Origin of the sequence: Mumia zhuanghuii, from assembly GCF_042681565.1 — a bacterium.
GTDB lineage: Bacteria > Actinomycetota > Actinomycetes > Propionibacteriales > Nocardioidaceae > Mumia.
On the sequence record NZ_JBHUFT010000003.1, the window covers coordinates 161208 to 183585 of the forward strand.

The following is a 22378-nucleotide window of genomic DNA, read 5'->3' on the forward strand; positions in this document are numbered from 1 at the left end:
TGTCGAGCGTCAAGCAAAAGTACGTTCATCGTCGACATGCTTCTGAAGGACTTGACGACAGAAGTAGGCATGGGAGACTACTTTTCATGGATTCGTTCGTGCCGCAGTCGAGCCCGGCGACTGCAGCCAGCGAGGTGTTCCAGCTGATGCGGGACGGGCAGGCGCGGACGAAGGCGGAGATCGCGGAGCTGACGTCGTCGGCACGCTCGACCGTCTCCGCCCGCCTCGACCTGCTGCTGTCCGCGGGCCTGCTGGTCCCCGTCGGCGAGGCCGCCTCGACGGGTGGGCGACCCCCGGTCCGCTTTGCGCTCAACGCCGCCTCGTACGCGGTCCTCGCCGTGGACCTGGGGGCGAGCCACGCGGCGGTGGCGATCGTCGACCTGGCCGGCGAGGTGTTGGGCGAGGTCAGCGTCCCCAGCGACATCACCGAAGGCCCGAAGGCCGTCCTCGACCGCGTGACCGGGCTCGCCCGGCAGCTGCTGGCCGATCAGGGCCTCACAGCGGAGGCGATCGCAGGGATCGGGGTCGGCGTGCCCGGGCCGGTCGAGCACTCCACCGGCCGCCCGGCGAACCCGCCGATCATGCCGGGCTGGCACGACTTCGACATCCCCGCCTACCTCGGCGAGACGTTCTCGGTGCCTGTCCTCGTCGACAACGACGTCAACGTGATGGCCCTCGGCGAGCACACGACGCGCTGGCCCGAGACCGACGACCTCCTCTATGTGAAGGTCGCAACCGGCATCGGCTCGGGGATCATCTCCAACCGCCGTCTCGTCCGCGGTGCACTCGGGACCGCCGGTGACCTCGGGCACGTCCAGGTGTCAGGGCGCGGCGAGGCCGTCGCATGCCGCTGCGGCAACCTCGGCTGCCTCGAGGCGGTCGCGGCCGGCCCGGCGATCGCCACGCAGCTCGGCGCGAGCGGACTCCCGGTCGAGACCCCTCAGGACGTCGTGGTCGCCGTCGAGCGCGGCGAGGTGGAGGCGGTCCGTGCCGTACGCGAGGCCGGACGCGCGATCGGGAGCGTCCTCGCCACCTGCGTGAGCCTGCTCAACCCCTCGGTCGTCGTGGTCGGCGGCTCGATGTCAGCGACGGGGGAATACCTCCTCGCCGGCATCCGCGAGGTCGTCTATCAGCGCTCGCTCCCCCTCGCGACGCACCAGCTGCGCATCGTGAGCTCGCCGCTGCACGGGCGCGAGGCGCTCGTCGGCGCTGCCGCGATGGTGCTCGAGGACGTGCTGTCACCGCGCTCGGTCGACGCCCTCATCGAGCGCCGTACCCGCGCCACCGCCTGAGACCGCCAGTCGTCAGCCCACCGCGCGCCCCGCACCGTGCGGGGTCCGAGGGCGGGGAGGGTGGGGTTCAGAGGGCGGTCGCGCCGCTGAAGACGCCGGTCAGCGCCTCCTCCGCAGCTCCCGCGGCGGCCGCGCCGAGCCCGAGCGTGCTCAGCCGCAGGTCGAGCGGCGCGTACGGGGCTGAGGTGACGTGGACCTGCGCCGCACGCGTGGCCGACGGCAGGAGGTACGCGGCCAGCGGGACGAAGCAGCCTCCGAGGACGACCGCGTCGGGGTTGAGGATGTTGGCGACGGTCGCCACCCCCTGCCCGAGCACCTTGCCGACCCGTGCCAGCGCGTCGGCCACGCGTACGTCCTCGGAAGCCCGGGCGGCGACGGCACGAGCGGACTCCAGCGGCGTACCGCACTCCTCGACACCGGATGCCGCGAGCACGGCGCGAAGTCCGACCGACGCCTCCCAGCACCCGCGCCTGCCGCAGCCGCACAGCGCCGAGGGGTCGCCCAGCGGGATGTGCCCGACCTCGCCCGCGAACCCGGACGTGCCGCGGACGATCGCACCGTCGGTGATGACGCCGGCGCCGATGCCGACGGTGCCGGTGATGTAGACCGATTGCCCGAGACCGACCGTGGCGCCGCGGCGGGCCTCGGCGAGCGCCGCGCAGTTCGCGTCGTTCTCGACCGTGACCTCGAGCCCGGTGGCCTCGCCAACCTCCCGCGCGACCGGACGCTCCTCCCATCGGAGGTTCGGCGCCATCGCCACGACGCCGCGACGCTGGTCGACGAGTCCCGGGACGGCGACCGTGGCACCGACGACGCGCCCGCCACCCGCGTCGAGCGTCGCCTCGGCCGTACGGGCGAGGTCGACGAGCACCTCGTACGGGTCGCGCCCCTCGACCGGCACCGTCGTCTCGAGCCGGACCGCACCGCCGAGATCGACCGCGACCGCGGCGACGTAGTCGACGTTGACCTCCAGTCCGAGGCCGACGACCGTCGCGCCCGTGAGCACGACCGGCCGGCCGGGCCGTCCACGGACCCCGGGCGTCGCGTCGGCCTCGTGCACGTGGCCACGGTCCGAGAGGCTCCCGACGATCGTGCCGACGGTCGCCTTCGCGAGACCGGTCCGCCGCGCCAGCTCGGTCCGCGTCGCCGGACCGTCGTGTCGCAGGCTGCGCACCACCGCCGCGGTGTTCTGGCGGCGGAGGTCCTCGATCGCGACGAGCGTCACCCGCGCACCCCGTACAGGTGCTCGAGCGCGAGCTGGTCGAGGTGCTCGAACGCGGCACCGCGCGCCGCGAGCCCCTCGGGGTCGGCGAGCTCGGCCTGCTCCAGCTCGCGCCAGCCCTCGCCCTCGTCGAGCGTCGGGACGGCGAGCTCCGGGAGCCGCGCGGCGACGAGCGCCTCCTGCACCTCGGGGTCGGCGCGGAACGCCCGGACCTTGTCGCGCAGCACGAGGTAGTTGGTCATGCACGCCGCCGCCGCGATCCACACACCGTCTTCGTCCTCGGTACGAGGGGTCTTGAAGTCGAAGTGCACCGGCCCGTCGTACCCGCCGGCCTCCAGCGCGTCGACGACCCAGAACGCTCCGCGGGCATTGCCGGCGCCGAAGCGCAGGTCCTGGTCGTAGCGCGGTCCGTGCTGTCCGTTGAGGTCGATGTGGAAGAGCTTGCCGTGCCACAGCGCCTGGGCGTAGCCGTGCGCCGCGTTCATCCCCGCCATCTCCTCGTGCCCGACCTCCGGGTTGACGCCGACGTTCTCGGAGCGGTCGAGGGTCTCGATGAACGCGAGGGCGTGGCCGATCGTCGGCAGGAGGATGTCGCCGCGCGGCTCGTTGGGCTTCGGCTCGATCGCGAACCGCAGGTCGTACCCGCGGTCGTGGACGAACTCGCCCAGCACGTTGAACGCTTCGCGATATCGGTCGAGCGCGGCCGCGACGTCCTTGGCCGCCCCCGACTCCGCCCCCTCACGGCCGCCCCAGCACACGTACACCTTCGCGCCCAGCTCGGCCGCGAGGTCGATGTTGCGCATGACCTTGCGGATGGCGAACCGGCGGACGTCGCGGTCGTTGGAGGTGAAGCCACCGTCCTTGAAGACCGGGTGGGTGAAGAGGTTCGTCGTGGCGGTCGTGACGACGAGACCGGTGTCCGCCAGGCCCTTCTTCCAGCGCTCGACGATGCGTGCCCGCGTGCCGTCGTCCGACCCGAAGGGGATCAGGTCGTCGTCGTGGAAGTTCACGCCGTACGCCCCGAGGTCGGCGAGCCGCTCGAGCGCGTGGACCGGGTCCATCTCCGCGCGCGTCGGGTCGCCGAAGGGGTCGCGTCCGGGGTACGCGACGGTCCATAGGCCGAAGGAGAACCTGTCTGCTGGGATGGGCTTGGGAATGGTCATGATGGCCTCTCGTGTCAGTTCCACGCGCCGGTTCGGTCACGCAGGTCGGCGTACGCCTCGCGCACGCGCGGCGTCGGGTCGGCCTCGAGCACCTCGGTGCCCGCGGCCTTCCAGGTGGGAGGGGCGGCGCCTCCGCCGAGCACCCAGGCCGCTTGCCGTGCCGCGCCCAGCGCGACGTACTCGCCCGGGGCCGGCACGTGCACCGGGCGGCCGAGGATCGCGGGCGCGAGGGCGCGGACCGCGGGGTTGCGGGCGGCGCCTCCGATGAGCAGCAGCCGCCCGCCATCGCCACCGACGCGACTCCGAAGCAGATCGACCGTGTCGGCGAGGGAGCACAGCAGCGCCTCGTACGCGGCACGGGCGAGGTCCTCGCGCGTGGTGCCCGGACGCAGCCCCGACCACACGCCGGTGGCGTGGGGACGGTCAGGCGTGCGCTCCCCGCCGTAGTACGGAGAGAGCGTCACGCCACCCGCGCCCGGCAGCGCGGCGAGCGCGAGGCGAGCGAGTCCGTCGTGGTCGACGCCGAGCAGCCGCGCCTGGAGATCGAGGATCCCGGCGGCGTTCATCGTCGTCACCATCGGGAGGTAGCGGCCGGTCGCATCGGCGAATCCCGTGACCGCTCCGCTACCGTCGGCGACCGGCGCCTCTGACACGGCGCTGGCCACACCAGAGGTGCCGATCGATACCGCGACGTCGCCGGGTCCGAGGCGGAGGCCGAGCGCGGCTCCCATGTTGTCGCCCGTGCCCCCGGCGAGCACGAACCTGTCCTCGTACGCGGCCGCCCCGTCGGCGACGACGCGGGGCAGGGTGACGTCGTGGCCGAGTGCCGCCGCCGCGAGGTCGTGGCGCCACGAGCGCGTCCGGGCGTCGAAGTACCCGGTGCCCGAAGCGTCGCCACGGTCGGTGAACGGCTCGGTACGCCGCTCGGCGAGGTGCCATGAGAGGTAGTCGTGCGGGAGCAGCACCCGCGCCGTACGAGCCGCCGCCTCGGGCTGGTGGTCGCGCAGCCACCGCAGCTTGGTCGCGGTGAACGACGCGACGAGCACGCTGCCCACGGCATCGGCGCACGCCTGCGGCCCGCCCATCTCCGCGATGAGCTGCGTCGCCGCGTCGGCGGAACGGGTGTCGTTCCAGAGCAGCGCGTCGTGGACGGGCTCTGCCTCGGAGTCGAGCGCGACCATGCCGTGCTGCTGCCCGGCGACCGCGACCGCGTCGGCCTTGCCGAGCCAGTCTCCGACCACGTCGTCGCACGCCTTCAGCCAGTGACGCGGGTCGACGGCGGTCCCCTCCGGGTGCGGCTCACTGCGTTGTGCGAGGACCGTGCCGTCGTCCGCGTCGACGAGCACGGCCTTGGTGGACTGCGTCGAGGAGTCGATGCCGAGAACCGTCGTGTGAGCCACGTCACTTATTTAGTACGAGTCTTGAATTAATGTCAAGCGGCATGCATGCCGTCTCCTCACCCGGCACGACGCAGGGCCGTGCGAGCAGGCGTGGAGAATGTCCCCATGACTGACTCGACCCCCACTGTCTGGAACTCGTCCGGCGACTACACCGACATCCGGTATGAGACCACCGACGACGGCATCGCGAAGATCACGATCAACCGGCCCGAGGTGCACAACGCCTTCCGGCCGCAGACGATCATCGAGATCTCCGACGCCCTCGACGTGGCTCGCGAGGACGAGACGGTCGGCGTCATCATCCTCACCGGTGCCGGCGACAAGGCGTTCTGCTCCGGCGGCGACCAGCGCGTCCGCGGCGACTCCGGCTACAAGACCGACGCCACGGCCACCGGGCGCTTCCACGTCACGGACCTGCACGTGCAGATGCGGCGCTGCCCCAAGCCGATCGTCGCAATGGTCGCCGGGTGGGCCATCGGCGGCGGACACGTCCTCCACGTGGTCGCCGACCTCACGATCGCCGCCGACAACGCGCGGTTCGGCCAGGTCGGGCCCAAGGTCGGCTCGTTCGACGGCGGCTTCGGCGCGAGCTCGCTCTCGCAGCTCGTCGGCATGAAGAAGGCCAAGGAGATCTGGTTCCTCTGCCGCCAGTACGACGCGCAGCAGGCGCTCGAGATGGGCATGGTCAACACCGTCGTCCCGCTCGCCGACCTCGAGACCGAGACCGTCAAGTGGTGCCGCGAGATGCTTGCACTCTCCCCGTACGCGCTGCGCCTCATGAAGGCGAGCTTCCACGCCTCCGAGGACGGTTACGCCGGACTCCAGCAGCTTGCGCACGACACCAACCTGCTCTTCTACGGCAACGACGAGGCCAAGGAGGGCCGCGAGGCCTACAAGGAGAAGCGCACGCCCGACTTCTCCCGGTTCCCTCGGCGCCCGTGAGCGGCGCGCTGCGGCTCGAGGACCTCTCCGGCGCCGAGCCGGACCTCGTCCTCACCGTCCCTCCGGAGTACGAGGACGGCAACGGACACGTCAACATCCGCCACTACTTCGACCTGCACGCGCGGGCATCGGACCGGGCCTTCGAGAGGATCGGCATCCACGAGCCCTATCGCCAGGCGCACGAGCTGAGCGTCTTCAGCATGGAGCACCGGATCCGCTACCTCGACGAGGTGCTCGTGGGTCAGGACGTCGCCGTGTACGTCCGGTTCCTGACGCGCTCGGCCAAGATCGTCCACGGGATGCAGATGCTCTTCAACGCCACGACGGGGGCGCTCGCGAACACGTTCGAGTTCGTCGAGGGTCACGTCAGCCTCGCGGAGCGCCGTACGGTCCCGTGGCCCGACGACGTGGCGGCGCGGATCGACGAGGCGATCGTCGACGGCTCGGCGTGGCCTGCGCTTCCGCACGAGCCCGGACTGGCCCTGCGCTGACGTCGCCGCCGAGCGCTGACGATCGGTGCTCGGCGCTCGTCCCCGGAGGCCGTCCGGCGCTGATCGGCTAGACGGGGGCACTCATCCCCTCCCTTGCGCTGTTGGGATTCTCGGTGCGGGTTTCAGTCGCAAGGGCAAGGAACACGCCCCACGCGGCGATCAGTACTGCGACCAAAGAGCTCCACCAGCTCGGTGTCAGCCAGGGGAAGGAACCGACGACGAACGCGACCGCAGCGACGATGCCGACCGCTCGCCCGACGAGTCCCGCGCGTGTTGACCAGCCGAGCGCGACCGCAGCAACGGCGAAACCGAGGAACGCGAGGTGCAGGGCGCCGTACATCGAGCTGACGACCAGGGCTAAGACCTCGACCGACAGCTGAATCTCAAACACCGGATAGACCAGCCGCCCGACCGTGAGCAGGAGGACGACGAGAGCGACGAAGGCGGTCGCGAGAGCGGTCACTCCGACGTTGGTCCGCACCGACGGTCCGGCGTTGAGTGCGGCGAAGAGGCCGCGCGCACCGGCTCCCCAGCAGATGACCGCGAAGAACAGCAGCTCGCCGCTCCACGACAGCAGCGAGTTCCCGCGCTCGACCCACGCAGTCATCGCGGCCGCCTCGGAAGGCACGCTAGGGAGCCGCGACAGGAGCAGAAAAGCGAGGGCGGTCAGGAGCGGCCCTGCGGCCATCAGCCAGCGGGATACCCGCACGGAAATCAGTCCGCGCGTCGTGGTGTCTCGTCCGGCCGGGTTGCCGTTGAAACTCGTCATCGGTCTACCGTGCCGTGCACTGCCTGCCTCCCGCAACGATCGCTCTTGAAGTCCCGGGAAGTTGGTTGGAGAGGCGGCCATACCCGCTCATAGGCAACCGCGGCGAGACCACTGGTGGCGAATCCCGTGGCCTCGACGACCAGTTCCCGGCCAGGTCTGCAGGGTTGGGACGACGTGGACGCTTGGCCGCGGCGACAGCACGTCGAGCACTACCGTCGGCTCGTTCCGTGCACCGACTCGATGACGGTGCCCGAGCGCGAGACGTTTGCGTCGGGGCACCAACGATCCCGGCTTCGGTTCTTTCCACGACGTCCCCGAACCCTGCTCGCCGAGCACGATCACGCCACGGGTTTTTCCCAGGGAAAGCCGCTAGCCATTTCGGCACGGCTCGTCAACGAACGACAGGCCCTCGTCGCAGACCCAACCTGGCTGGAGCAGCATCGGAACCACTGGCCGAGAACGACGCGGCTCTCACACCGCGAGCGCACGACACCGACGTTTCAACGATCTCCCGCAGACACCGGCGTGGTCGGCGGGAGGCTGATGGTCGGGCTTGCTCTGCCGGGGCGTCTCGCAGCACGAATGAACGGCCGTCAGTGCTCAGCGGCCGACGCCGCCGCGCGGACGGCCTCGGCGACCCGGACGTGGACCTCGGGGTGGAACACGCTCGGGATGATGTAGTTGGCGTTCAGCTCGTCGTCCGAGACCGTCTCCGAGATCGCGCGCGACGCCGCGAGCAGCACGTCCGTCCCGATGCCGTGGCTTTGCGCATCGAGCAGCCCGCGGAACACCCCCGGGAACGCGAGAACGTTGTTGATCTGGTTCGGGTAGTCCGACCGCCCCGTCGCCACGACGGCGGCGTGCGCTCGCGCCAGGGCAGGGTCGATCTCCGGCGTCGGGTTGGCCAGCGCGAAGACGATGGAACCGTCGGCCATCGACTCGACGTCGTGGACGGACAGGACGTTGGGCGCCGAGACGCCGATGAACACGTCGGCACCCCCGATCACGTCGCACAGGGCGCCCGTGACGCTGCGCGGGTTGGTGTGCTCGCCGATCCAGCTCAGCTGCCCGCCGAGCCCCGGCCGGCCGGTGTGCACGACGCCGTCGATGTCGCACACGACGACGTCGGTGGCACCCGCCTCGAGGATGAGCTTGAGGATCGCAGTGCCCGCGGCGCCCGCGCCGGACATGACGATGCGGACCTGCGCGAGGTCCTTGTCGACGACGCGCAGCGCGTTGCGCAGGGCGGCGAGGGCGACAATTGCGGTGCCGTGCTGGTCGTCGTGGAAGACCGGGATGTCGAGGCGGGCTCGAAGGCGGTCCTCGATCTCGAAGCACTTCGGCGCCGCGATGTCCTCGAGGTTGATGCCCGCGAAGCCGGGCGAGATCGCAGCGACGGTCTCGACGATCGAGTCCACGTCGTGGGTGTCCAGGCATAGCGGCCATGCGTCGATGTCGGCGAACGTTTTGAACAGCGCCGCCTTGCCCTCCATGACGGGCAGCGCCGCGTGCGGGCCGATGTCGCCGAGGCCCAGGACGGCAGACCCGTCGGTGACGACCGCGACGGCGTTGCGCTTGACCGTCAGACGGCGCGCGTCCTCCTTGTCACGAGCGATCGCCTCGCTGATTCGGGCCACGCCGGGTGTGTAGATCATGGACAGGTCGTCACGCGTACGCAGCGGGTGCTTCGTGGCGACCTCGATGACACCGCCGAGATGCATGAGGAACGTCCGGTCCGAGACCTTCTTGACGTCCGCGTCGCCGATGGCCTTGAGGGCGACGACGATCCGGTCCGCGTGGTCGGTGTCCGACGTCGCCACGGTGAGGTCGATGCCGAGCAGCTCGGTGTGCGATCCCGTCACATCGAGGGCCGTGACGACTCCCCCGGCCTTCTCCACCACAGTGGTCAGATCGCTGACGGCCGAGCCCCCCGCGGGGACCTCGAGCCGGATGGTGATGGAGTACGAGACGCTCGGAGCAGGCACCCGACAAGATTGTCACACCGCCCCGTATGAGACATGAGGCGGCCCTCACGTTCGATCGGCGTCACTATCCTTTCCCGGTGAAGGCCCGGCACCTCCTCGTGATCGCGGCGGCGACGCTTGTCCTCGCGACCGGGTGGCTGCCTCTCGGGGACGCCCTGGAGCTCGCCCGGCGCACCGGCCCCATACTCGTTTTCGTCGTCGCGATCACCGCGTACTCCGAGCTCTGCGCCGTCTGCGGACTCTTCGACGCCGCCGCCGGGGTTGCGGTCCGGGCTGCCACCGGACGCCGCTTCCTGCTCTGGTTGGCCGTCGCCACCCTCGCGACGCTGTGCACGGTGGCGCTGTCGCTCGACACCACCGCCGTGCTGCTGACCCCGGTCGTGCTGGCGATGGCCCGGCGTACGGGCTCGACAGCGCTCCCCCTCGCCATGACCGTGCTGGCATTGTCCAACACGGCATCACTCCTGCTGCCCGTCTCGAACCTCACCAACCTGCTCGCGGCCCCGGACCTCGCACGGCACGGCACACGCTATGTCGCCGTGATGGCGCTGCCCGCCGTCGTCGTCCTCGCGACCACGCTCCTCGTCCTGTCCCTCCTCCACCGCCGGGGCATCAGCGGCCGCTTTGTCTCGGCGCCGGGCCCGCGGCCGGACGACCCGGTGCTCGTCCGGATCGCCGCCGCCGTCACGACGGTCATGGTCGCCGGGTTCGTCGCGGGCCAGGACTACGCGCTCGTCGCGACCGCAGGGACGCTCGCCCTGGGTGCTGCCGTCCTCGTCCGACGACGCAGCCTGGTGGTCCCGGTCGCCGACCTCGTGCCGTGGCCGATGCTGATCACGGTCGCTGGTCTCTTCGTCGTGGTCGCCGGTGCCCATGAGCACGGCCTCGCCGACCTCGCGAGCCGCATCGCCGGGACGGGCTCCGGCCCTGTCGACCTCGCGCAGCTCGCCGTGGCGGGAGCGGTGTCGGCCAACGGCATCAACAACCTGCCCGCTTTCCTCGCCCTCAGCCCTGTCGTGCTCGGCAACGCCGTACGCACCGCCGTGCTGCTCGTCGCGGTGAACGCGGGCCCGCTGATCACGCCGTGGGGCTCGCTCGCGACGCTGCTGTGGTGGCGCCAGGTCCGCCGGCACGGCGACCCGACCGACCAGCCCGGGTGGCGGCAGGTCGTCGGGCAGGGACTCGTGCTCGCCCCGCTCGCCGTCGGCGCCGGGACGCTGTCGATCACCCTCGTACGGTGAGCGGGCCCCGCGAGATGGGGCGTCAGCCGACGCGGCGGCCGGTCATCTCGTCGATCGTCAGGGCGAGCAGCATCGTGCCCGGCAGACCGGTCCACGGCTCAGGGTCGACGTCCGGGATCTCGACCGTCTCGTCGACGGCACTGATCTTGCCGCGGACCTTCACGCTCCAACCGGTCTGCGACAGGCGGTCGAGGTAGGTCACCAGGAACGCGACTGCCGCCGGCCCGGGGGCAAGCGCGGCAAGCGTGCCGTCTGCCACCGTCCGGATGTAGATGGTGTCTCCGCAGAGCCGATAATTGACCGGCGTGACGTCGAGCCCTCGGTGGGACTGGTAGGCGAGGTGGCCGACGCGCGCCGTGCCGAGCAGCGCCTTGGTTTCGACGGCATCGAGGGTCACGAGCGCTCTGCTGCTCATCCGCCACCTCCTAGGAGTACCCCAAGTCTACGTCGCCAGTGCATGCCCATCGCAGGTCGTAGTGTGGGCTCACCACCGATCGAGAGGGGGTTCCGTGACCAGCGTCTCCCGATTTCCCGAGCCGCAGGCCGTCACCTCACCGCTGACCGAGCACGCCGTCTTCCTCGTGGTCACCATCGAGGACGGGCCGACCGCCGCCGACGCAGCACGGACGACGATCGCCGACGTCGACGCGCTCGTGCGCTCGGTCGGATTCCGCAGCCTCCATGCCGGCCTGACCTGTGTCATCGGCATCGGCTCCGACGCATGGGACCGCTTCGGCGCACCTGACCGGCCGGCCCATCTCCATCCGTTCGTGCCGATCGACGGCTACCGCCACGATGCCCCGAGCACCGCGGGCGACCTGCTGTTCCACATCCGCGCGTCCCGCCACGACATGTGCTTCGAGCTGGAGCGTCTGATCCTCGCGCGCCTCGGCGACTCCGTACGGGTCGTCGACGACACCCCGGGCTTCCGCTACTTCGACGCCCGCGACCTGCTCGGGTTCGTCGACGGTACGGAGAACCCCGTCGGCGACGAGCTCGGCGAGGCCGCGTACATCGACGACGAGCCCGACTTCCTCGGCGGCAGCTACGTGATCACGCAGCGCTACTCCCACGACCTCTCCGCATGGGAACGGCTGTCGACAGAGGAGCAGGAGCGGATCATCGGTCGTACGAAGGCCGACGACGTAGAGCTCGACGACGCCGTGATGCCGTCCAACTCGCACGTCACGCTCAACACGGTCACCGACGACGACGGCAGCGAGCTCGACATCGTTCGGTTCAACATGGCGTTCGGGAGCTATACCGCGGGCGAGGTCGGTACGTACTTCATCGGCTACGCCAAGAGTCCCGAGACCACCGAGCTGATGCTCCAGAACATGTTTGTCGGCGACCCGCCCGGCAACTACGACCGGATCCTCGACTTCTCGACCGCGACGAGCGGGTGCCTCTTCTTTGTCCCGTCGTCGGCCACGCTGGAGATGCTCGGCGACCTTCCGTCGGTCGAGCCTGTCGAGACCACACGCCCGCCGGTCGAGCCCCAGCCGTCGGTCGAGCCTGTCGAGACCACCCACCCCACCACCGACGGCTCGCTGAGCGTCGGCAGCCTCAGAGGAGAGTACGACCGATGAACAACCTGCACCGCTCGCTCGCACCGATCTCTGCTGCCGCCTGGGCGCAGATCGAGGAGGAGGCGAGCCGCACCTTCCGGCGCAACCTCGCCGGGCGCCGGGTCATCGACGTCCACGACCCCGAGGGCGTCCAGCTCGCCGGTCTCTCCACCGGCCACCGCAGCGCCCCCGGCACCGACCCGAACGGCGTGGAGGTGCGCCGCCGCGAGGTGGCGCCGGTCGCCGAGCTGCGGGTCACGTTCGACCTGAGCCGTGAGGACGTCGACGACGTCGAACGCGGCTCCAACGACTCCGACTGGCAACCGGTCAAGGACGCGGCCCGCGCTCTCGCCTTCGCCGAGGACGGCGCGGTGTTCCACGGGCTCAGCGCAGTCGGAATCCGCGGGATCACGGAGTCGTCGAGCAACCCCCGTCTCGCGCTCCCGGCCGACGCCGTCGACTACCCCGATGTCGTCGCCCGGGCGCTGAGCCAGCTGCGGCTCGCCGGCGTAGAGGGTCCGTACGCGCTCCTGCTCAGCGCCGACGCCTACACGCAGGTCAATGAGACCACCGACCACGGCTACCCCATCCACGAGCAGCTTTCACGGCTGCTCCACGACAACATCGTGTGGGCACCCGCGATCTCGGGCGCCGTGCTGCTGTCGACGCGCGGAGGCGACTACGACCTCCATCTCGGGCAGGACACGTCGATCGGCTACCTCCACCACGACGACGAGACGGTCACGCTCTATCTGCAGGAGTCCTTCGCCTTCCTCCCCCTGACCGACGAGGCGTCGGTCGTCCTCGACCGATGAGCGCGGGCTGGCCGGAGCGGCGCGCGGTCGAGGCGGGCAGTCTGGTCTTCGACGTCGGCTTCGACGGGCCCGCCGACGGCGAGCCCGTGCTGCTGCTGCACGGCTTCCCGCAGACGTCGGAGTCGTGGCTGGACGTCGCGCCTGTCCTTGCGAACGCCGGGTTGCGGGTGATCGCCCCCGACCAGCGCGGTTACTCGCCCGGCGCCCGCCCTGACGGCGTGGATTCGTACGCGGTGCCGCGCCTCGTCGGAGACGTGCTCGGGCTGATGGACGCCCTCGGGTACGACTCCGCTCACGTGGTCGGTCACGACTGGGGTGCCGCAGTGGCGTGGGCGCTGACGGCGCACCATCCGGAGCGCGTGCGCAGCCTGGTCGCCTTGTCCGTCCCGCACCTCGCCGCGTACGGGTGGGCCCTGGTGCACGACGAGGACCAGCAGCAGCGCGCCGCGTACATCGGCCTCATGCGCACGCCCGGCAAAGCCGAGGAAGTGCTGCTGGCAGACGACGCGCGGCGGATCACCGCAATGTACGGCGGGATGGTGCCCGACGACAGGGCAGCCTCGTACGTCGCCGCGATGCAGGAGCCGGGCGCGCTGACGGCGGCACTGTCGTGGTATAGGGCGATGGGCCGCGACCTCGACGCGACACCCTCGGTGACGGTGCCGACGACCTACATCTGGGGCGGCGCCGACTGGGCGCTCGGCGCGGCCGGCGCCCGGCGGTGCGGTGAGCACGTCCAGGCAGAGTACCGCTTCGTCCCGGTCCAGGAGGCGTCCCACTGGCTTCCCGAGGAGTGCCCCGACCTGGTCGCTCAGGAGATCGTCGCGAGGGTGCGCGGCTGACCGACTGTCAGGTGCCGTCCGCGCGGTCGCGCTCGGCCTGGTCGCGATTGTCGATCTCGGTCTTGAGATCGCGGGCCCGTCGACCGCGTGCACGGTTGGCCCCGCTCAGCCAGACCAGGCCCACGACGAGCAGTGCGCCGATGATCGCGCCCCAGAGCGAAGCCGCGCGGAAGCCCGGGCCGTCGACGTCGAGGATGCGCTCGCCGGCGTGTGCTCCGTTGCTCGTCCCCACGACGATCGACAGCGTCATCAGGTTGGGCAGCGCGAGAATCACGGCGACCGCGACGACGACGACCTTCCAGAAACCCTTCACCCAGTGCCGCGCGATCGCCTGCCAGGCAAGGAGAAGGGGGACGAAGGTGAACACCACGCCGAGGAACAGCCCCCACACCGTCCCGGCCGTCAGGCTGCCGTCGACACGGCGCCCGATCCACTGCGCCCACCAGCGGGGCACGAACGCCGCCAGCGCGTATCCGACGATCACCACGACCACCGCGACGGCCAGCAGCACGAGGACGTTGTGCAGCATGCGCTTGCCGTACGACTTCCACTTGTCCGCCGCGTTTCCCCGGTGCCCTGGGCCGCTCTGCGGGAGTCCCGTGCCACCACTCTCGGAGGTCACCATGGCCTCAGGATGGCACCGATCACGGTCTTCGACCGGTTTGCGCGCGAACGGGCAGGTAACATCCGTTCACAATGATGTGACGCGGACCACACGCGCTCGGGTCGTGCTCCGCGTCGCCCGGGAAGGACACATGATGAGTCGCACGATGGACCCCCGTGGTCCGGAGGTCGTCTCGCTCGCCGGCGACAACCTGCGGGTGGTGGACAAGCCTCGCCACAGCAAGCGCGCGGCACTGCTGTCCACCGCGCTGCGGGTGACCGTGAAGCCGGCGCTCTCCGTCTGGTCGTACGCACCCGGCGCCCCGTGGCCGACCGGGCTCCTCGAGAGCGTGGCGGGACTGCTGCCGGCGCCGCGCAACGCGACGGTGGAGGACATCCGGCTCCCGCAGTGCGATGCCGAGGTGATCCGCGCCGCATCTCCCGAGCACGCCGACACCCACGCAGTGCTCTATCTGCACGGCGGCGCCTTCCTCGTCGGCGGGCTCAACACGCACCGCGGTCTCGCCGCACGACTGTCGGCGACCAGCGGCTGCACGGTCCTCAACGTCGGCTATCGCATGATGCCGAAGCACCCGGTGAGCCGGGCCGTCGAAGACGGGCTCTCGGGCTACCGGTGGCTGCTCGACCAGGGCTATCCGCCCGAGCACATCGTCGTCGCCGGCGACTCGGCCGGCGGCTACCTCGCGTTCGCCGTCACGCTCGCGATCCTCGACGCCGACCTGGAGGCTCCCGCGGGCCTGGTCGCCATGTCCCCGCTGACCGACTTCGATCCCGATCGCAAGCTCGACCAGCCTGGCCGCCCGTCGTGCGCGTTGTTCCCGAGGTCGGCGTGGCGCGGGTTCCTCCGGCTCGTCGACCTCGTCGAGAACGAGCTGCTGTCCGACCTCTTGCAGCCAGCGTCGTCGCTCGTCGACGCCGACCTGCACGGACTGCCGCCCACCCTCATCCAGGTGGGGTCGGACGAGCTCGTCCTCCCCGACGCCGAGCTGATGGCGATCCGCCTCGCACGCTCGGACGTCGAGGTCGAGCTGCAGATCTGGGAGAAGCAGGTTCACGTCTTCCAGGTCGCAGTCGACCTCGTGCCCGAGGCGCGCGAGGCGACGCGCGAGGTAGGGCGGTTCGTCCGCCGCACGACGTCAGACGGTCGACGCCGCGTCGCCCGCAGACGACGCGCTGTCGGTTCCGTCCGCTGACGGTCCGCCCGAGCCGTCCCCGTACGGCGCGTCCGGGAGCGACCTGCCGCCCTGGCCGTCGGGCATGCCGCCCTGGCCGCCGTGACCACCCGGACCGCCCGGGAACTGCCCGTCACCCTGGCCCTGCTGGCCACCAGGTCCGCCCTGACCGCCCTGACCGTCCTGACCGTCCTGGCCTCCGGGGAACTGGCCCATGCCCGGCGCGTTGCCGGGGCCGCCGTCCGCACCGCCGTCGTCGGCCGAGGCGGTGCCGATCGCGATGCCACCCAGGAACCCGAACCCGCACAGGGCGACGCCGGCGGCGATCGCACCGAACCGCGTGCGGTTGTCGAGCGACTTCCACCCGCGCGACGGCGTCGCGCCGGCAGTCGTCGGGGCCTGCGGAGCGGCCGACGCCGCCGTCGGCGCCTCCGTTGTCGGCATCTGCGTCGTCGGGTCCTGCACCGGCGGGGTCTCCGTCGGCTCCGGGCCCTGAGGCGTACGAGGGTTCTGCTCGTTCATCTGTTCTCCTTCTTTCATCGTTGGTCCGCGTCGGTCAGCTGTGACCGGCGAGGTCGTAGACGGTCGTCCCGCCCACGGTCTGAGGGGTGAAGTTCTCTGTCACCCAGGTCTCGATCTTGGAGTTGCGGCCACCGCCGTGCCCGGTCGCGGGGATGTAGAAGCCGATCTCGCCGTCGGCGACCCACTCCTGGAACTGCTCGAGCGACGGGAACGCGTCCGTGCCGTTGAAACCGCCGATCGCAAGGACGGGTTCGCCCGAGGCGAGCTGCAAGGGTGCGGCACCGTTGGCGGTCTGCGTGGCCGCGGCCCAGCGGGAGTCGCTGTTCTGGAGCAGGCTCACCAGCTCCTCGCTGACGCCTGCGGTCCCGCCGCCGCCGAGGAAGCTGGTCCCCGCGCCCCCGCCGGGGCCACCGCCCGTCGCAGGTCCGGCGGACACGATCGACCCGGTGTGCGCCGAGCCGATGGTCGCCGCGGCCGAGGCGGCGGGCGCCGCGAGCGAGGCGACGCCGATGAGGGTCGCAGCGATCACGGCGAGGTAGCGAGCCCCGTCGCCCAGGTTCGGAAGCTCCGGCCCGACGAGCAGGAGCACACCAGCCGCGACGGCCGCGAACACGACCACCCAGCGCAACCAGGGCACGAACGTCGGGGTCTCGGCGAGCAGCCGCCAATTCCAGAGGCCGGTGAGGACGACCGTCCCCGCGAGCACGGCCCGCGGCACCAGCTCCGTACGGCGTCGCCACAGGACCACCACACCGACGCCGACCAGCGCGGCGATCGCGGGCGCGAGCGCCACCGTGTAGTAGCTGTGGATGATGCCCTGCATCAGGCTGAACGTCAGGCCGGTGACCAGCAGCCAGCCACCCCAGATGATCGCGAACGCACGCATCCGATCCGTACGGGCAAGCCGCCAGGACAATGCGGCGAGCGCGACAAGTGCGACCAGGGCGGCCGGCAGGAGCCAGCTCGCCTGCGTCTGCATCTCGGAGCTGAAGAGCCGTCCGAGGCCGGGCGTCCCCCACATGCCGCCGCCCTGCCCGCCGCCACCGACGGACCCGACCTCCTCGCCGTTGAGGCGACCGAGGCCGTTGTAGCCGAGCGCGAGCTCGAGGATGCTGTTGCTCGTCGAGCCACCGATGTACGGGCGCGCGGACGCCGGCCACAGCTCGGCGATGAGCACCCACCATCCCGCGCCGACGACGACCGCGCCGGCTGCGGCGAGGAGGTGTAGCAGGCGCGTCCGCAGGCGTGCCGACCCGGCGACCCCGTACGCCAGCGCGAGCGCCGGCAGGACGAGGAACGCCTGCAGCATCTTGGCGAGGAATGCGAACCCGATGAGCAGACCCGCGAGCACCAGCCATCGCAGCGCCTTCTTGGCGTCGATCGCCCGGGTCACGGCCCACGCGGCCGCCACCATCAGGAAGACCAGCAGCGCATCGGGGTTGTTGAACCGGAACATCAGCGCGGCCACCGGCGTCGTCGCCAGCACGGCGCCGGCGATCAACGCCGCCGACGACCCGAACCAGCGGCGCACCGCTGCGTACAGGACGCCGACGCTCGCGACCCCAAGCAGCGCCTGCGGGAGCAGCATGCTGAACGAGCTGAACCCGAACACCCGCGCCGACAGGCCCATCAGCCACAGCGACGCCGGGGTCTTGTCGACGGTGATGCCGTTCGCGGCGTCCAGCGCGCCGAAGAACCAGGCCTTCCAGTCCTGCGCCCCGGCCTGCACGGCCATCGAGTAGTACTCGTTGGCGTAGCCGTTGACGGTCAGGTTCCAGCAGTACGCGACCGCGGTCGCAGCCAGCAGGGCGATCAGCAGGGCGTGCTCCCGCGTCCACCAGCCTCGCCGGACCTCTACGGCGTCACGCTCGTGAACAGCACGTTCCTGTACGGCGGTGCTCATGCGGCACTCCTCTCGTCCGCCGTGGCGGAAGGGTTCGGGGCGACCTCGCGGGCGGACAGCCGCACGTCGAGGTCGCGGGTACGGGGCACCTCGGTCGCGGTGCGAAACACCCAGCGATCGAGCAGCACGAACCGCACGATCGTCGCGAGCACGTTGGCCACCGTGAGGACGCCGACCTCCATCAGTGGGGTGTGGCCGAGGCCCGCGGTCAGCGCGAGCGCCGACGCCGTCAGCGCCCATCCGCAGGCGAACGCGACCAGGCCCTGGACGTGATGGCGAGCAAGCCGCTTCGTCCCGGTCACCTGGTAGGTGAAGCGCCGGTTCATGGCGGTGTTGCCGATCGCCGTCGTCACCAGCGCGAAGAGGTTCGCGACCTGGGCGGGGGCGATCTGACGCGCGAGGAGGAACAGCAGGGCGTACGCGATCGTGCTGACGACGCCGACCATGCCGAAGCGGATCATCCGGATGCCGACCGGTGTGCGGACAGGAGGCCGCCCGAAGCGGTGCCGTACGGGCTCGAGATCGAGGCGACCCGTCGTCAGACCGCGGGCCATGTGCGCGATCCCCCACAGGTCGTCGCGGACGGTCGACGCGATCGCGACCCGGCTGTCCGGATCGTCGACCCAGTCGACAGGAACCTCGGCGATCCGCAGGCCCGCGCGCTCGGCGAGGACCAGCAGCTCGGTGTCGAAGAACCAGCCGGTGTCCTCGACGTACGGCAGCAGGGCCTTCGCCACGTCGGTGCGCACCGCCTTGAAGCCGCACTGCGCGTCGCTGAACCGCGCGCCGAGGACGACACGGAGGAGGGCGTTGTAGCCCCGGGAGAGGATCTCGCGCTTGACGCCTCGTACGACCCGGGAGTCACGCCGCAGCCGCGTGCCGATCGCCACGTCCGAGTGACCGGACAGCAGCGGGGCGACCAGGGGCATGAGGGCGCCGAGGTCGGTCGAGAGGTCGACGTCCATGTAGGCGACGACGGTGGCGTCGCTGCGCGACCAGACGGTCGAGAGCGCCCGTCCGCGACCCCGTTCGGGGACGCGGACCAGCCTCACGTCGCTCAGCGTCGCCGCGAGCCGCTCCGCGACCTCCGCCGTACCATCAGTGCTGCCGTTGTCGGCGATCACGACGCGGCACGCGAACGGGACCTCGAGGTCGAGGTACGTGCGCAGTCGCTGGACGCTGCGTTCAAGGATGTGCGCCTCGTTCAGCACCGGGACGACCACGTCGATCACGGGAGATGTCTCGTTCATGTCTTCGACGTTGCCGTCGAAAGTTCACGATCCCCTTGGTCGAGCCTGGGAGATCCCTGTGAGCCACCCGCCGGTCGAGCCTGTCGAGACCCACCCGCCGGTCGAGCCTGTCGAGACCCCCGCTAGGCGAGGGGCGTATCGAGACCCTGCCCCGCGCCGTCGAGGGCGTCGCGCGCACGTTCGATGGCGGGCATGTGCTCGGCGGCCCAGGCGAGCAGCACGTCGACAGGGGGCGCAGCGTCGTGCCGAGCGGTGATCGCGTACTCGACGGCTACCTGCCGCGTGCTGACGATCCTGCGTTCGATGACGCCGTTGCGCTTGGCGTGATGCAACCCACCCCGTACCACCAAACGATGTGCTGCGGTTGACCTTCTACGTGGCCCAGTGGGCCCCCGAGAAGATCAACGACCTCATGGCCGGCCTCGAAGCCGCCGCCGCCAAGACAGGCCTCCGGCTGCCGATGCCGCCTGCTTCGCTGATCGGCGTCGAGTCCCTGTTCGAGCCGGACGTGCTCGTGGAGGTCGAGGCCACGGCGCTCATCGACTGAGGGGAAGCCAGCGCTCACCGTGCCAGCGGGATCCGTACGGTGAACGTCGCGCCCTCCCCAGGGGCGGTGTCGAGAGAGACCCGACCGCCGTGGCCCGCCACCAGGGCCGAGACGATCGCGAGGCCCAGCCCCGAGCCTCCGTCCTGCCGACTACGGGCCTCGTCCGCGCGGTAGAAGCGCTCGAACGCGTGCGCGGCCGACTCCTCGTCGAGCCCGGGCCCGTCATCGGAGACGATCAGGACGCCCTCGTCTCCTTCCGCACGAACATCGACGCGCAGCTCCGCCTCGGGCGGCGTGTGCACCAGCGCGTTGCCGACGAGGTTCGCGATCACCTGCCGCAGGCGCGCCTCGTCGCCCTCGACGATGACCGGCGGGCCGGCGGCGGGCTCGGCGACAGGCCGATCCGGCTGCGTGGCGCGCGCATCGACGACCGCGTCACGCACCAGGGTCCGCAGGTCGACAGGGTCACGGCGGAGCGGGCGCTCCTGGTCGAGGCGGGCGAGCAGCAGCAGGTCCTCTACGAGGATGCCCATGCGATCGGCCTCCTGACGGATGCGCGCCATGAACCGGTCCGTGGTCGCCTCGTCGGTCGCCGCCCCCTGGGCGTACAGCTCGGCGAACCCCCGGATCGACGTCAGCGGCGTCCGCAGCTCGTGGCTCGCATCGGCGACGAAGCGACGCATCCGGCGCTCGGACTCCTCCGCCCTGCGCGCCTCCTCACCTGCCCGTACGGCCTCGCGCTCGCGGTCGTCGACCGCCTTCTCGATGTGGCCGAGCATCGTGTTGAGCGACGACGCGAGCGCACCCACCTCGGTCCTCGGGTCGGCATCCATCGGAACCCGCGCGCCGAGGTCGCCCCCGGCGATCGCCTCCGCGGTCCGCTCCACCCGTATGAGGGGGCGCAGGCTGCGCGCGACGAGCCACGAGCTGATCGCGGCCACCGCGACGAGGACGGTGACGGCGATCGCCAGCTCGATCCAGCGCAGCCGCTCGAGTGTCTCGGTCACGTCCGTGAGGTCGACCGCGACGGCGACCGTACCCCCGTCCGAGCCCTCGAAGAAGACCACGCGCCACGGCGGGCTGCCGTCCGCTGCGGAGATCGTGAAGGGCTCGTTGTACGTGATGTCGTCGGTCGCCGGGTCCGGAAGGTCGGGGTAGTCATCCCTCTCGAGGCGCGGGTCCACCTGGGGGTCGAACGAGGTCCCGTCGGACGCGAAGCGCTGGACGAAGAAGCGCGACGGCAGCGCCGCACCGTCCTCGATGATCCGCCGCGGCGGCGGACGATCGGCGAAGCCGCGCCCTTGCGTCACGAGCTCGGTGTCCGCGCGGTCGACGAGCGAACGCTCCAGGACGACATGGGTGGCGACGGCGCTCAACACCAGCGCGAGCGTCACCATCGCGACGGCGAGCGCAGCCAGCTGGACGCGCAGCGGGACGGCGCGCCACCTTGTGACCAGGGCGGAGCGACGCTTCATCGGGGCCGACGCAGCACGTACCCGACGCCGCGCACGGTGTGCAGCAGCCGCGGCTCGGTGGTGTCGATCTTGCGGCGCAGGTACGAGACGTAGGTCTCGACGACGTTGCCGTCCCCGCCGAAGTCGTAGTTCCAGACGTGGTCGAGGATCTGCTGCTTGCTCAGGACGCGGCCGCTGTTGAGCAGGAAGTAGCGCAGCAGCTTGAACTCCGTCGGCGAGAGGTCGACGACCTCGCCGTCCTTGCGGACCTCGTGGCTGTCGGTGTCCATCTCCAGGTCGGCGAACCGCAGCACGGTCTCCTCGCGGGTGCGGCGTGTTCGCCGCAGCACGGCGTGGACGCGTGCGACGAGCTCGTCGAGGCTGAACGGCTTCACCAGGTAGTCGTCGCCGCCGGCGGTGAGCCCGTTGACGCGGTCCGCCGGGGCATCCCGGGCGGTGAGGAAGATGACGGGGATGTCGCGGTGCTCGCGGCGCAGCCGCGTCACCACCTCGAAGCCGTCGAGCCCGGGCATCATCACGTCCAGCACGATCAGGTCGAGGGTCGGGTCCGTGGTCGCCATCTCGAGGGCCGTACGCCCGTCGGTGGCCGTCACCACCTCGAACCCGGCGAAGCGCAGGCTGGAGGCAAGCAGGTCGAGGATGCTCGCGTCGTCGTCGACGACGAGCAGCCGGTCGGAAGTACGCGGTGAGGTCATCAGGTTCAACCATCGCCGATCCTGCTTGAACCCGCCTGAGGAGATCCTGTGACCGGCCTGTGAGCCTGGGACCGGACCGGGTGAAAAGTGTCACGACAGGCGGTGCCGCTCGGAGGCGGGCGGGCCGACACCCACCCCCAACCTTTAGAATGCCCCTGAGGCGAAGGAGGCGGGTCGGATGGGATTCATCCTCAGCATCATCGGGTTCCTGGTGATCGGCCTGGTCGCGGGGTTCATCGCCCGCGCGATCGTCCCCGGCAAAGACGCGATGTCCCTCGTGCAGACACTCGTTCTCGGCGTCGTCGGCTCGGTGGTCTTCGGCGTGATCCTCGGCCTCCTCCCCTTCTGGGATCGTGACAAGGGCTTCGGCCCGGCGGGGTGGATCGGCTCGATCATCGGCGCCGTCCTCACCCTGATGATCTACAACCGTGTCGTGAAGAAGAGCTCGGCGAGCTGATCT

The 22378-nt window shown here is 70.8% G+C and carries 23 protein-coding genes; 10 read left to right on the forward strand and 13 right to left on the reverse strand.

From position 1 onward, the window contains the following. Positions 1-86: 86 nt before the first annotated feature. Positions 87-1292, forward strand: coding sequence for an ROK family protein (locus ACFSDF_RS06550; RefSeq protein ID WP_377156745.1), 1206 nt, complete (start codon positions 87-89; stop codon positions 1290-1292). A gap of 67 nt (positions 1293-1359) precedes the next feature. Here the strand turns inward: ACFSDF_RS06550 and ACFSDF_RS06555 are convergent, their stop codons facing one another. The 3 genes from ACFSDF_RS06555 to xylB are packed head-to-tail and all read right to left on the reverse strand — an operon-like array spanning position 1360 to position 5077. Beyond that, positions 1360-2517: an ROK family transcriptional regulator gene (locus ACFSDF_RS06555; RefSeq protein ID WP_377156748.1), complete on the reverse strand. Its 1158-nt coding sequence runs from the start codon at positions 2515-2517 to the stop codon at positions 1360-1362. Then, the gene (gene xylA / locus ACFSDF_RS06560) at positions 2514-3677 is read right to left on the reverse strand and encodes a xylose isomerase (protein ID WP_377156750.1); all 1164 of its coding nucleotides are present in this window, start codon (positions 3675-3677) and stop codon (positions 2514-2516) included. The genes ACFSDF_RS06555 and xylA overlap by 4 nt, the downstream gene beginning before the upstream one ends. 14 nt (positions 3678-3691) lie before the next feature. Then, a complete protein-coding gene (xylB, locus tag ACFSDF_RS06565) occupies positions 3692-5077 on the reverse strand; it encodes a xylulokinase (protein WP_377156752.1) in 1386 nt (461 codons plus the stop codon). A gap of 105 nt (positions 5078-5182) precedes the next feature. On the opposite strand from xylB, the gene menB reads away from it, so the two are divergent. Both menB and ACFSDF_RS06575 read left to right on the forward strand, forming a co-directional pair. Further along, positions 5183-6019 (forward strand): 1,4-dihydroxy-2-naphthoyl-CoA synthase, encoded by an 837-nt coding sequence (gene menB / locus ACFSDF_RS06570; RefSeq protein ID WP_377156754.1) that lies wholly within the window; start codon positions 5183-5185, stop codon positions 6017-6019. Continuing rightward, positions 6016-6510: a thioesterase family protein gene (locus tag ACFSDF_RS06575; RefSeq protein WP_377156756.1), complete on the forward strand. Its 495-nt coding sequence runs from the start codon at positions 6016-6018 to the stop codon at positions 6508-6510. The genes menB and ACFSDF_RS06575 overlap by 4 nt, the downstream gene beginning before the upstream one ends. Positions 6511-6577: 67 nt before the next feature. Here ACFSDF_RS06575 and ACFSDF_RS06580 read toward each other — a convergent pair whose 3' ends face one another. Together ACFSDF_RS06580 and ACFSDF_RS06585 are read right to left on the reverse strand one after the other, a co-directional pair. Beyond that, complete coding sequence (locus tag ACFSDF_RS06580; protein ID WP_377156758.1) at positions 6578-7117, reverse strand: hypothetical protein; 540 nt, start codon at positions 7115-7117, stop codon at positions 6578-6580. 755 nt (positions 7118-7872) lie between these two features. Further along, positions 7873-9264 carry an NAD-dependent malic enzyme gene (locus ACFSDF_RS06585; RefSeq protein WP_377156760.1) on the reverse strand — a complete coding sequence of 464 codons (1392 nt, stop codon included), beginning with the start codon at positions 9262-9264 and terminating at the stop codon, positions 7873-7875. 77 nt (positions 9265-9341) lie between these two features. On the opposite strand from ACFSDF_RS06585, the gene ACFSDF_RS06590 reads away from it, so the two are divergent. After that, complete coding sequence (locus tag ACFSDF_RS06590; protein ID WP_377156762.1) at positions 9342-10505, forward strand: SLC13 family permease; 1164 nt, start codon at positions 9342-9344, stop codon at positions 10503-10505. Between the two features lie 22 nt (positions 10506-10527). On the opposite strand, the gene ACFSDF_RS06595 is transcribed toward ACFSDF_RS06590, so the two are convergent. Continuing rightward, positions 10528-10920, reverse strand: coding sequence for a pyridoxamine 5'-phosphate oxidase family protein (locus tag ACFSDF_RS06595; RefSeq protein ID WP_377156764.1), 393 nt, complete (start codon positions 10918-10920; stop codon positions 10528-10530). A 94-nt stretch (positions 10921-11014) separates the two neighbouring features. Here ACFSDF_RS06595 and ACFSDF_RS06600 point away from each other — a divergent pair, with 94 nt between their 5' ends. Genes ACFSDF_RS06600 through ACFSDF_RS06610 form a run of 3 tightly spaced genes read left to right on the forward strand, consistent with a single transcriptional unit; the run spans position 11015 to position 13730 of the window. Next, entirely contained in the window at positions 11015-12094 is a 1080-nt protein-coding gene (locus ACFSDF_RS06600; RefSeq protein ID WP_377156766.1) for a Dyp-type peroxidase, read from the forward strand. Continuing rightward, a complete protein-coding gene (locus ACFSDF_RS06605; RefSeq protein ID WP_167001374.1) occupies positions 12091-12888 on the forward strand; it encodes a family 1 encapsulin nanocompartment shell protein in 798 nt (265 codons plus the stop codon). Before ACFSDF_RS06600 ends, ACFSDF_RS06605 begins: the two co-directional genes overlap by 4 nt. Further along, complete coding sequence (locus ACFSDF_RS06610; protein ID WP_167001373.1) at positions 12885-13730, forward strand: alpha/beta fold hydrolase; 846 nt, start codon at positions 12885-12887, stop codon at positions 13728-13730. Before ACFSDF_RS06605 ends, ACFSDF_RS06610 begins: the two co-directional genes overlap by 4 nt. Before the next feature lie 7 nt (positions 13731-13737). Here the strand turns inward: ACFSDF_RS06610 and ACFSDF_RS06615 are convergent, their stop codons facing one another. After that, entirely contained in the window at positions 13738-14355 is a 618-nt protein-coding gene (locus tag ACFSDF_RS06615; protein WP_167001372.1) for a hypothetical protein, read from the reverse strand. 133 nt (positions 14356-14488) lie between these two features. Between ACFSDF_RS06615 and ACFSDF_RS06620 the strand changes: the two genes are divergently transcribed. After that, positions 14489-15547: an alpha/beta hydrolase gene (locus ACFSDF_RS06620; protein WP_377156769.1), complete on the forward strand. Its 1059-nt coding sequence runs from the start codon at positions 14489-14491 to the stop codon at positions 15545-15547. On the opposite strand, the gene ACFSDF_RS06625 is transcribed toward ACFSDF_RS06620, so the two are convergent. The 4 genes from ACFSDF_RS06625 to ACFSDF_RS06640 all read right to left on the reverse strand — a co-directional run bounded on the left by ACFSDF_RS06625 (position 15491) and on the right by ACFSDF_RS06640 (position 19533). Further along, positions 15491-16048 (reverse strand): hypothetical protein, encoded by a 558-nt coding sequence (locus ACFSDF_RS06625; protein ID WP_377156771.1) that lies wholly within the window; start codon positions 16046-16048, stop codon positions 15491-15493. The genes ACFSDF_RS06620 and ACFSDF_RS06625 overlap by 57 nt on opposite strands. Positions 16049-16082: 34 nt before the next feature. After that, positions 16083-17951, reverse strand: coding sequence for a glycosyltransferase family 39 protein (locus tag ACFSDF_RS06630; RefSeq protein WP_377156773.1), 1869 nt, complete (start codon positions 17949-17951; stop codon positions 16083-16085). Then, positions 17948-19201, reverse strand: a complete 1254-nt coding sequence (locus ACFSDF_RS06635; RefSeq protein ID WP_377156775.1) for a bifunctional glycosyltransferase family 2/GtrA family protein — start codon at positions 19199-19201, stop codon at positions 17948-17950. Before ACFSDF_RS06635 ends, ACFSDF_RS06630 begins: the two co-directional genes overlap by 4 nt. Before the next feature lie 122 nt (positions 19202-19323). Then, positions 19324-19533 (reverse strand): winged helix-turn-helix transcriptional regulator, encoded by a 210-nt coding sequence (locus ACFSDF_RS06640; protein WP_208322247.1) that lies wholly within the window; start codon positions 19531-19533, stop codon positions 19324-19326. A gap of 32 nt (positions 19534-19565) precedes the next feature. Between ACFSDF_RS06640 and ACFSDF_RS06645 the strand changes: the two genes are divergently transcribed. Continuing rightward, a complete protein-coding gene (locus ACFSDF_RS06645; protein ID WP_377156778.1) occupies positions 19566-19748 on the forward strand; it encodes a RidA family protein in 183 nt (60 codons plus the stop codon). Positions 19749-19762: 14 nt separating this feature from the next. Here ACFSDF_RS06645 and ACFSDF_RS06650 read toward each other — a convergent pair whose 3' ends face one another. Together ACFSDF_RS06650 and ACFSDF_RS06655 are read right to left on the reverse strand one after the other, a co-directional pair. Continuing rightward, positions 19763-21223, reverse strand: a complete 1461-nt coding sequence (locus ACFSDF_RS06650; RefSeq protein WP_167001369.1) for a sensor histidine kinase — start codon at positions 21221-21223, stop codon at positions 19763-19765. Beyond that, positions 21220-21918, reverse strand: coding sequence for a response regulator transcription factor (locus ACFSDF_RS06655; protein ID WP_167001368.1), 699 nt, complete (start codon positions 21916-21918; stop codon positions 21220-21222). Before ACFSDF_RS06655 ends, ACFSDF_RS06650 begins: the two co-directional genes overlap by 4 nt. Before the next feature lie 178 nt (positions 21919-22096). On the opposite strand from ACFSDF_RS06655, the gene ACFSDF_RS06660 reads away from it, so the two are divergent. Beyond that, positions 22097-22375 (forward strand): GlsB/YeaQ/YmgE family stress response membrane protein, encoded by a 279-nt coding sequence (locus ACFSDF_RS06660; protein ID WP_377156781.1) that lies wholly within the window; start codon positions 22097-22099, stop codon positions 22373-22375. The last annotated feature ends 3 nt before the right edge of the window (positions 22376-22378 follow it).

Bases quoted from the DNA above. Each gene is read 5' to 3' on its own strand.
- ACFSDF_RS06660 (WP_377156781.1), top strand. From the start codon at position 22,097: ATGGGATTCATCCTCAGCATCATCGGGTTCCTGGTGATCGGCCTGGTC.
- ACFSDF_RS06580 (WP_377156758.1), bottom strand. From the start codon at position 7,117: ATGACTGCGTGGGTCGAGCGCGGGAACTCGCTGCTGTCGTGGAGCGGC.
- ACFSDF_RS06635 (WP_377156775.1), bottom strand. From the start codon at position 19,201: ATGAACGAGACATCTCCCGTGATCGACGTGGTCGTCCCGGTGCTGAAC.
- xylA (WP_377156750.1), bottom strand. From the start codon at position 3,677: ATGACCATTCCCAAGCCCATCCCAGCAGACAGGTTCTCCTTCGGCCTA.
- ACFSDF_RS06610 (WP_167001373.1), top strand. From the start codon at position 12,885: ATGAGCGCGGGCTGGCCGGAGCGGCGCGCGGTCGAGGCGGGCAGTCTG.
- ACFSDF_RS06620 (WP_377156769.1), top strand. From the start codon at position 14,489: ATGAGTCGCACGATGGACCCCCGTGGTCCGGAGGTCGTCTCGCTCGCC.
- ACFSDF_RS06605 (WP_167001374.1), top strand. From the start codon at position 12,091: ATGAACAACCTGCACCGCTCGCTCGCACCGATCTCTGCTGCCGCCTGG.
- ACFSDF_RS06550 (WP_377156745.1), top strand. From the start codon at position 87: ATGGATTCGTTCGTGCCGCAGTCGAGCCCGGCGACTGCAGCCAGCGAG.
- ACFSDF_RS06655 (WP_167001368.1), bottom strand. From the start codon at position 21,918: ATGACCTCACCGCGTACTTCCGACCGGCTGCTCGTCGTCGACGACGAC.
- ACFSDF_RS06595 (WP_377156764.1), bottom strand. From the start codon at position 10,920: ATGAGCAGCAGAGCGCTCGTGACCCTCGATGCCGTCGAAACCAAGGCG.
- ACFSDF_RS06650 (WP_167001369.1), bottom strand. From the start codon at position 21,223: ATGAAGCGTCGCTCCGCCCTGGTCACAAGGTGGCGCGCCGTCCCGCTG.
- ACFSDF_RS06630 (WP_377156773.1), bottom strand. From the start codon at position 17,951: ATGAGCACCGCCGTACAGGAACGTGCTGTTCACGAGCGTGACGCCGTA.
- ACFSDF_RS06625 (WP_377156771.1), bottom strand. From the start codon at position 16,048: ATGAACGAGCAGAACCCTCGTACGCCTCAGGGCCCGGAGCCGACGGAG.
- ACFSDF_RS06615 (WP_167001372.1), bottom strand. From the start codon at position 14,355: ATGGTGACCTCCGAGAGTGGTGGCACGGGACTCCCGCAGAGCGGCCCA.
- menB (WP_377156754.1), top strand. From the start codon at position 5,183: ATGACTGACTCGACCCCCACTGTCTGGAACTCGTCCGGCGACTACACC.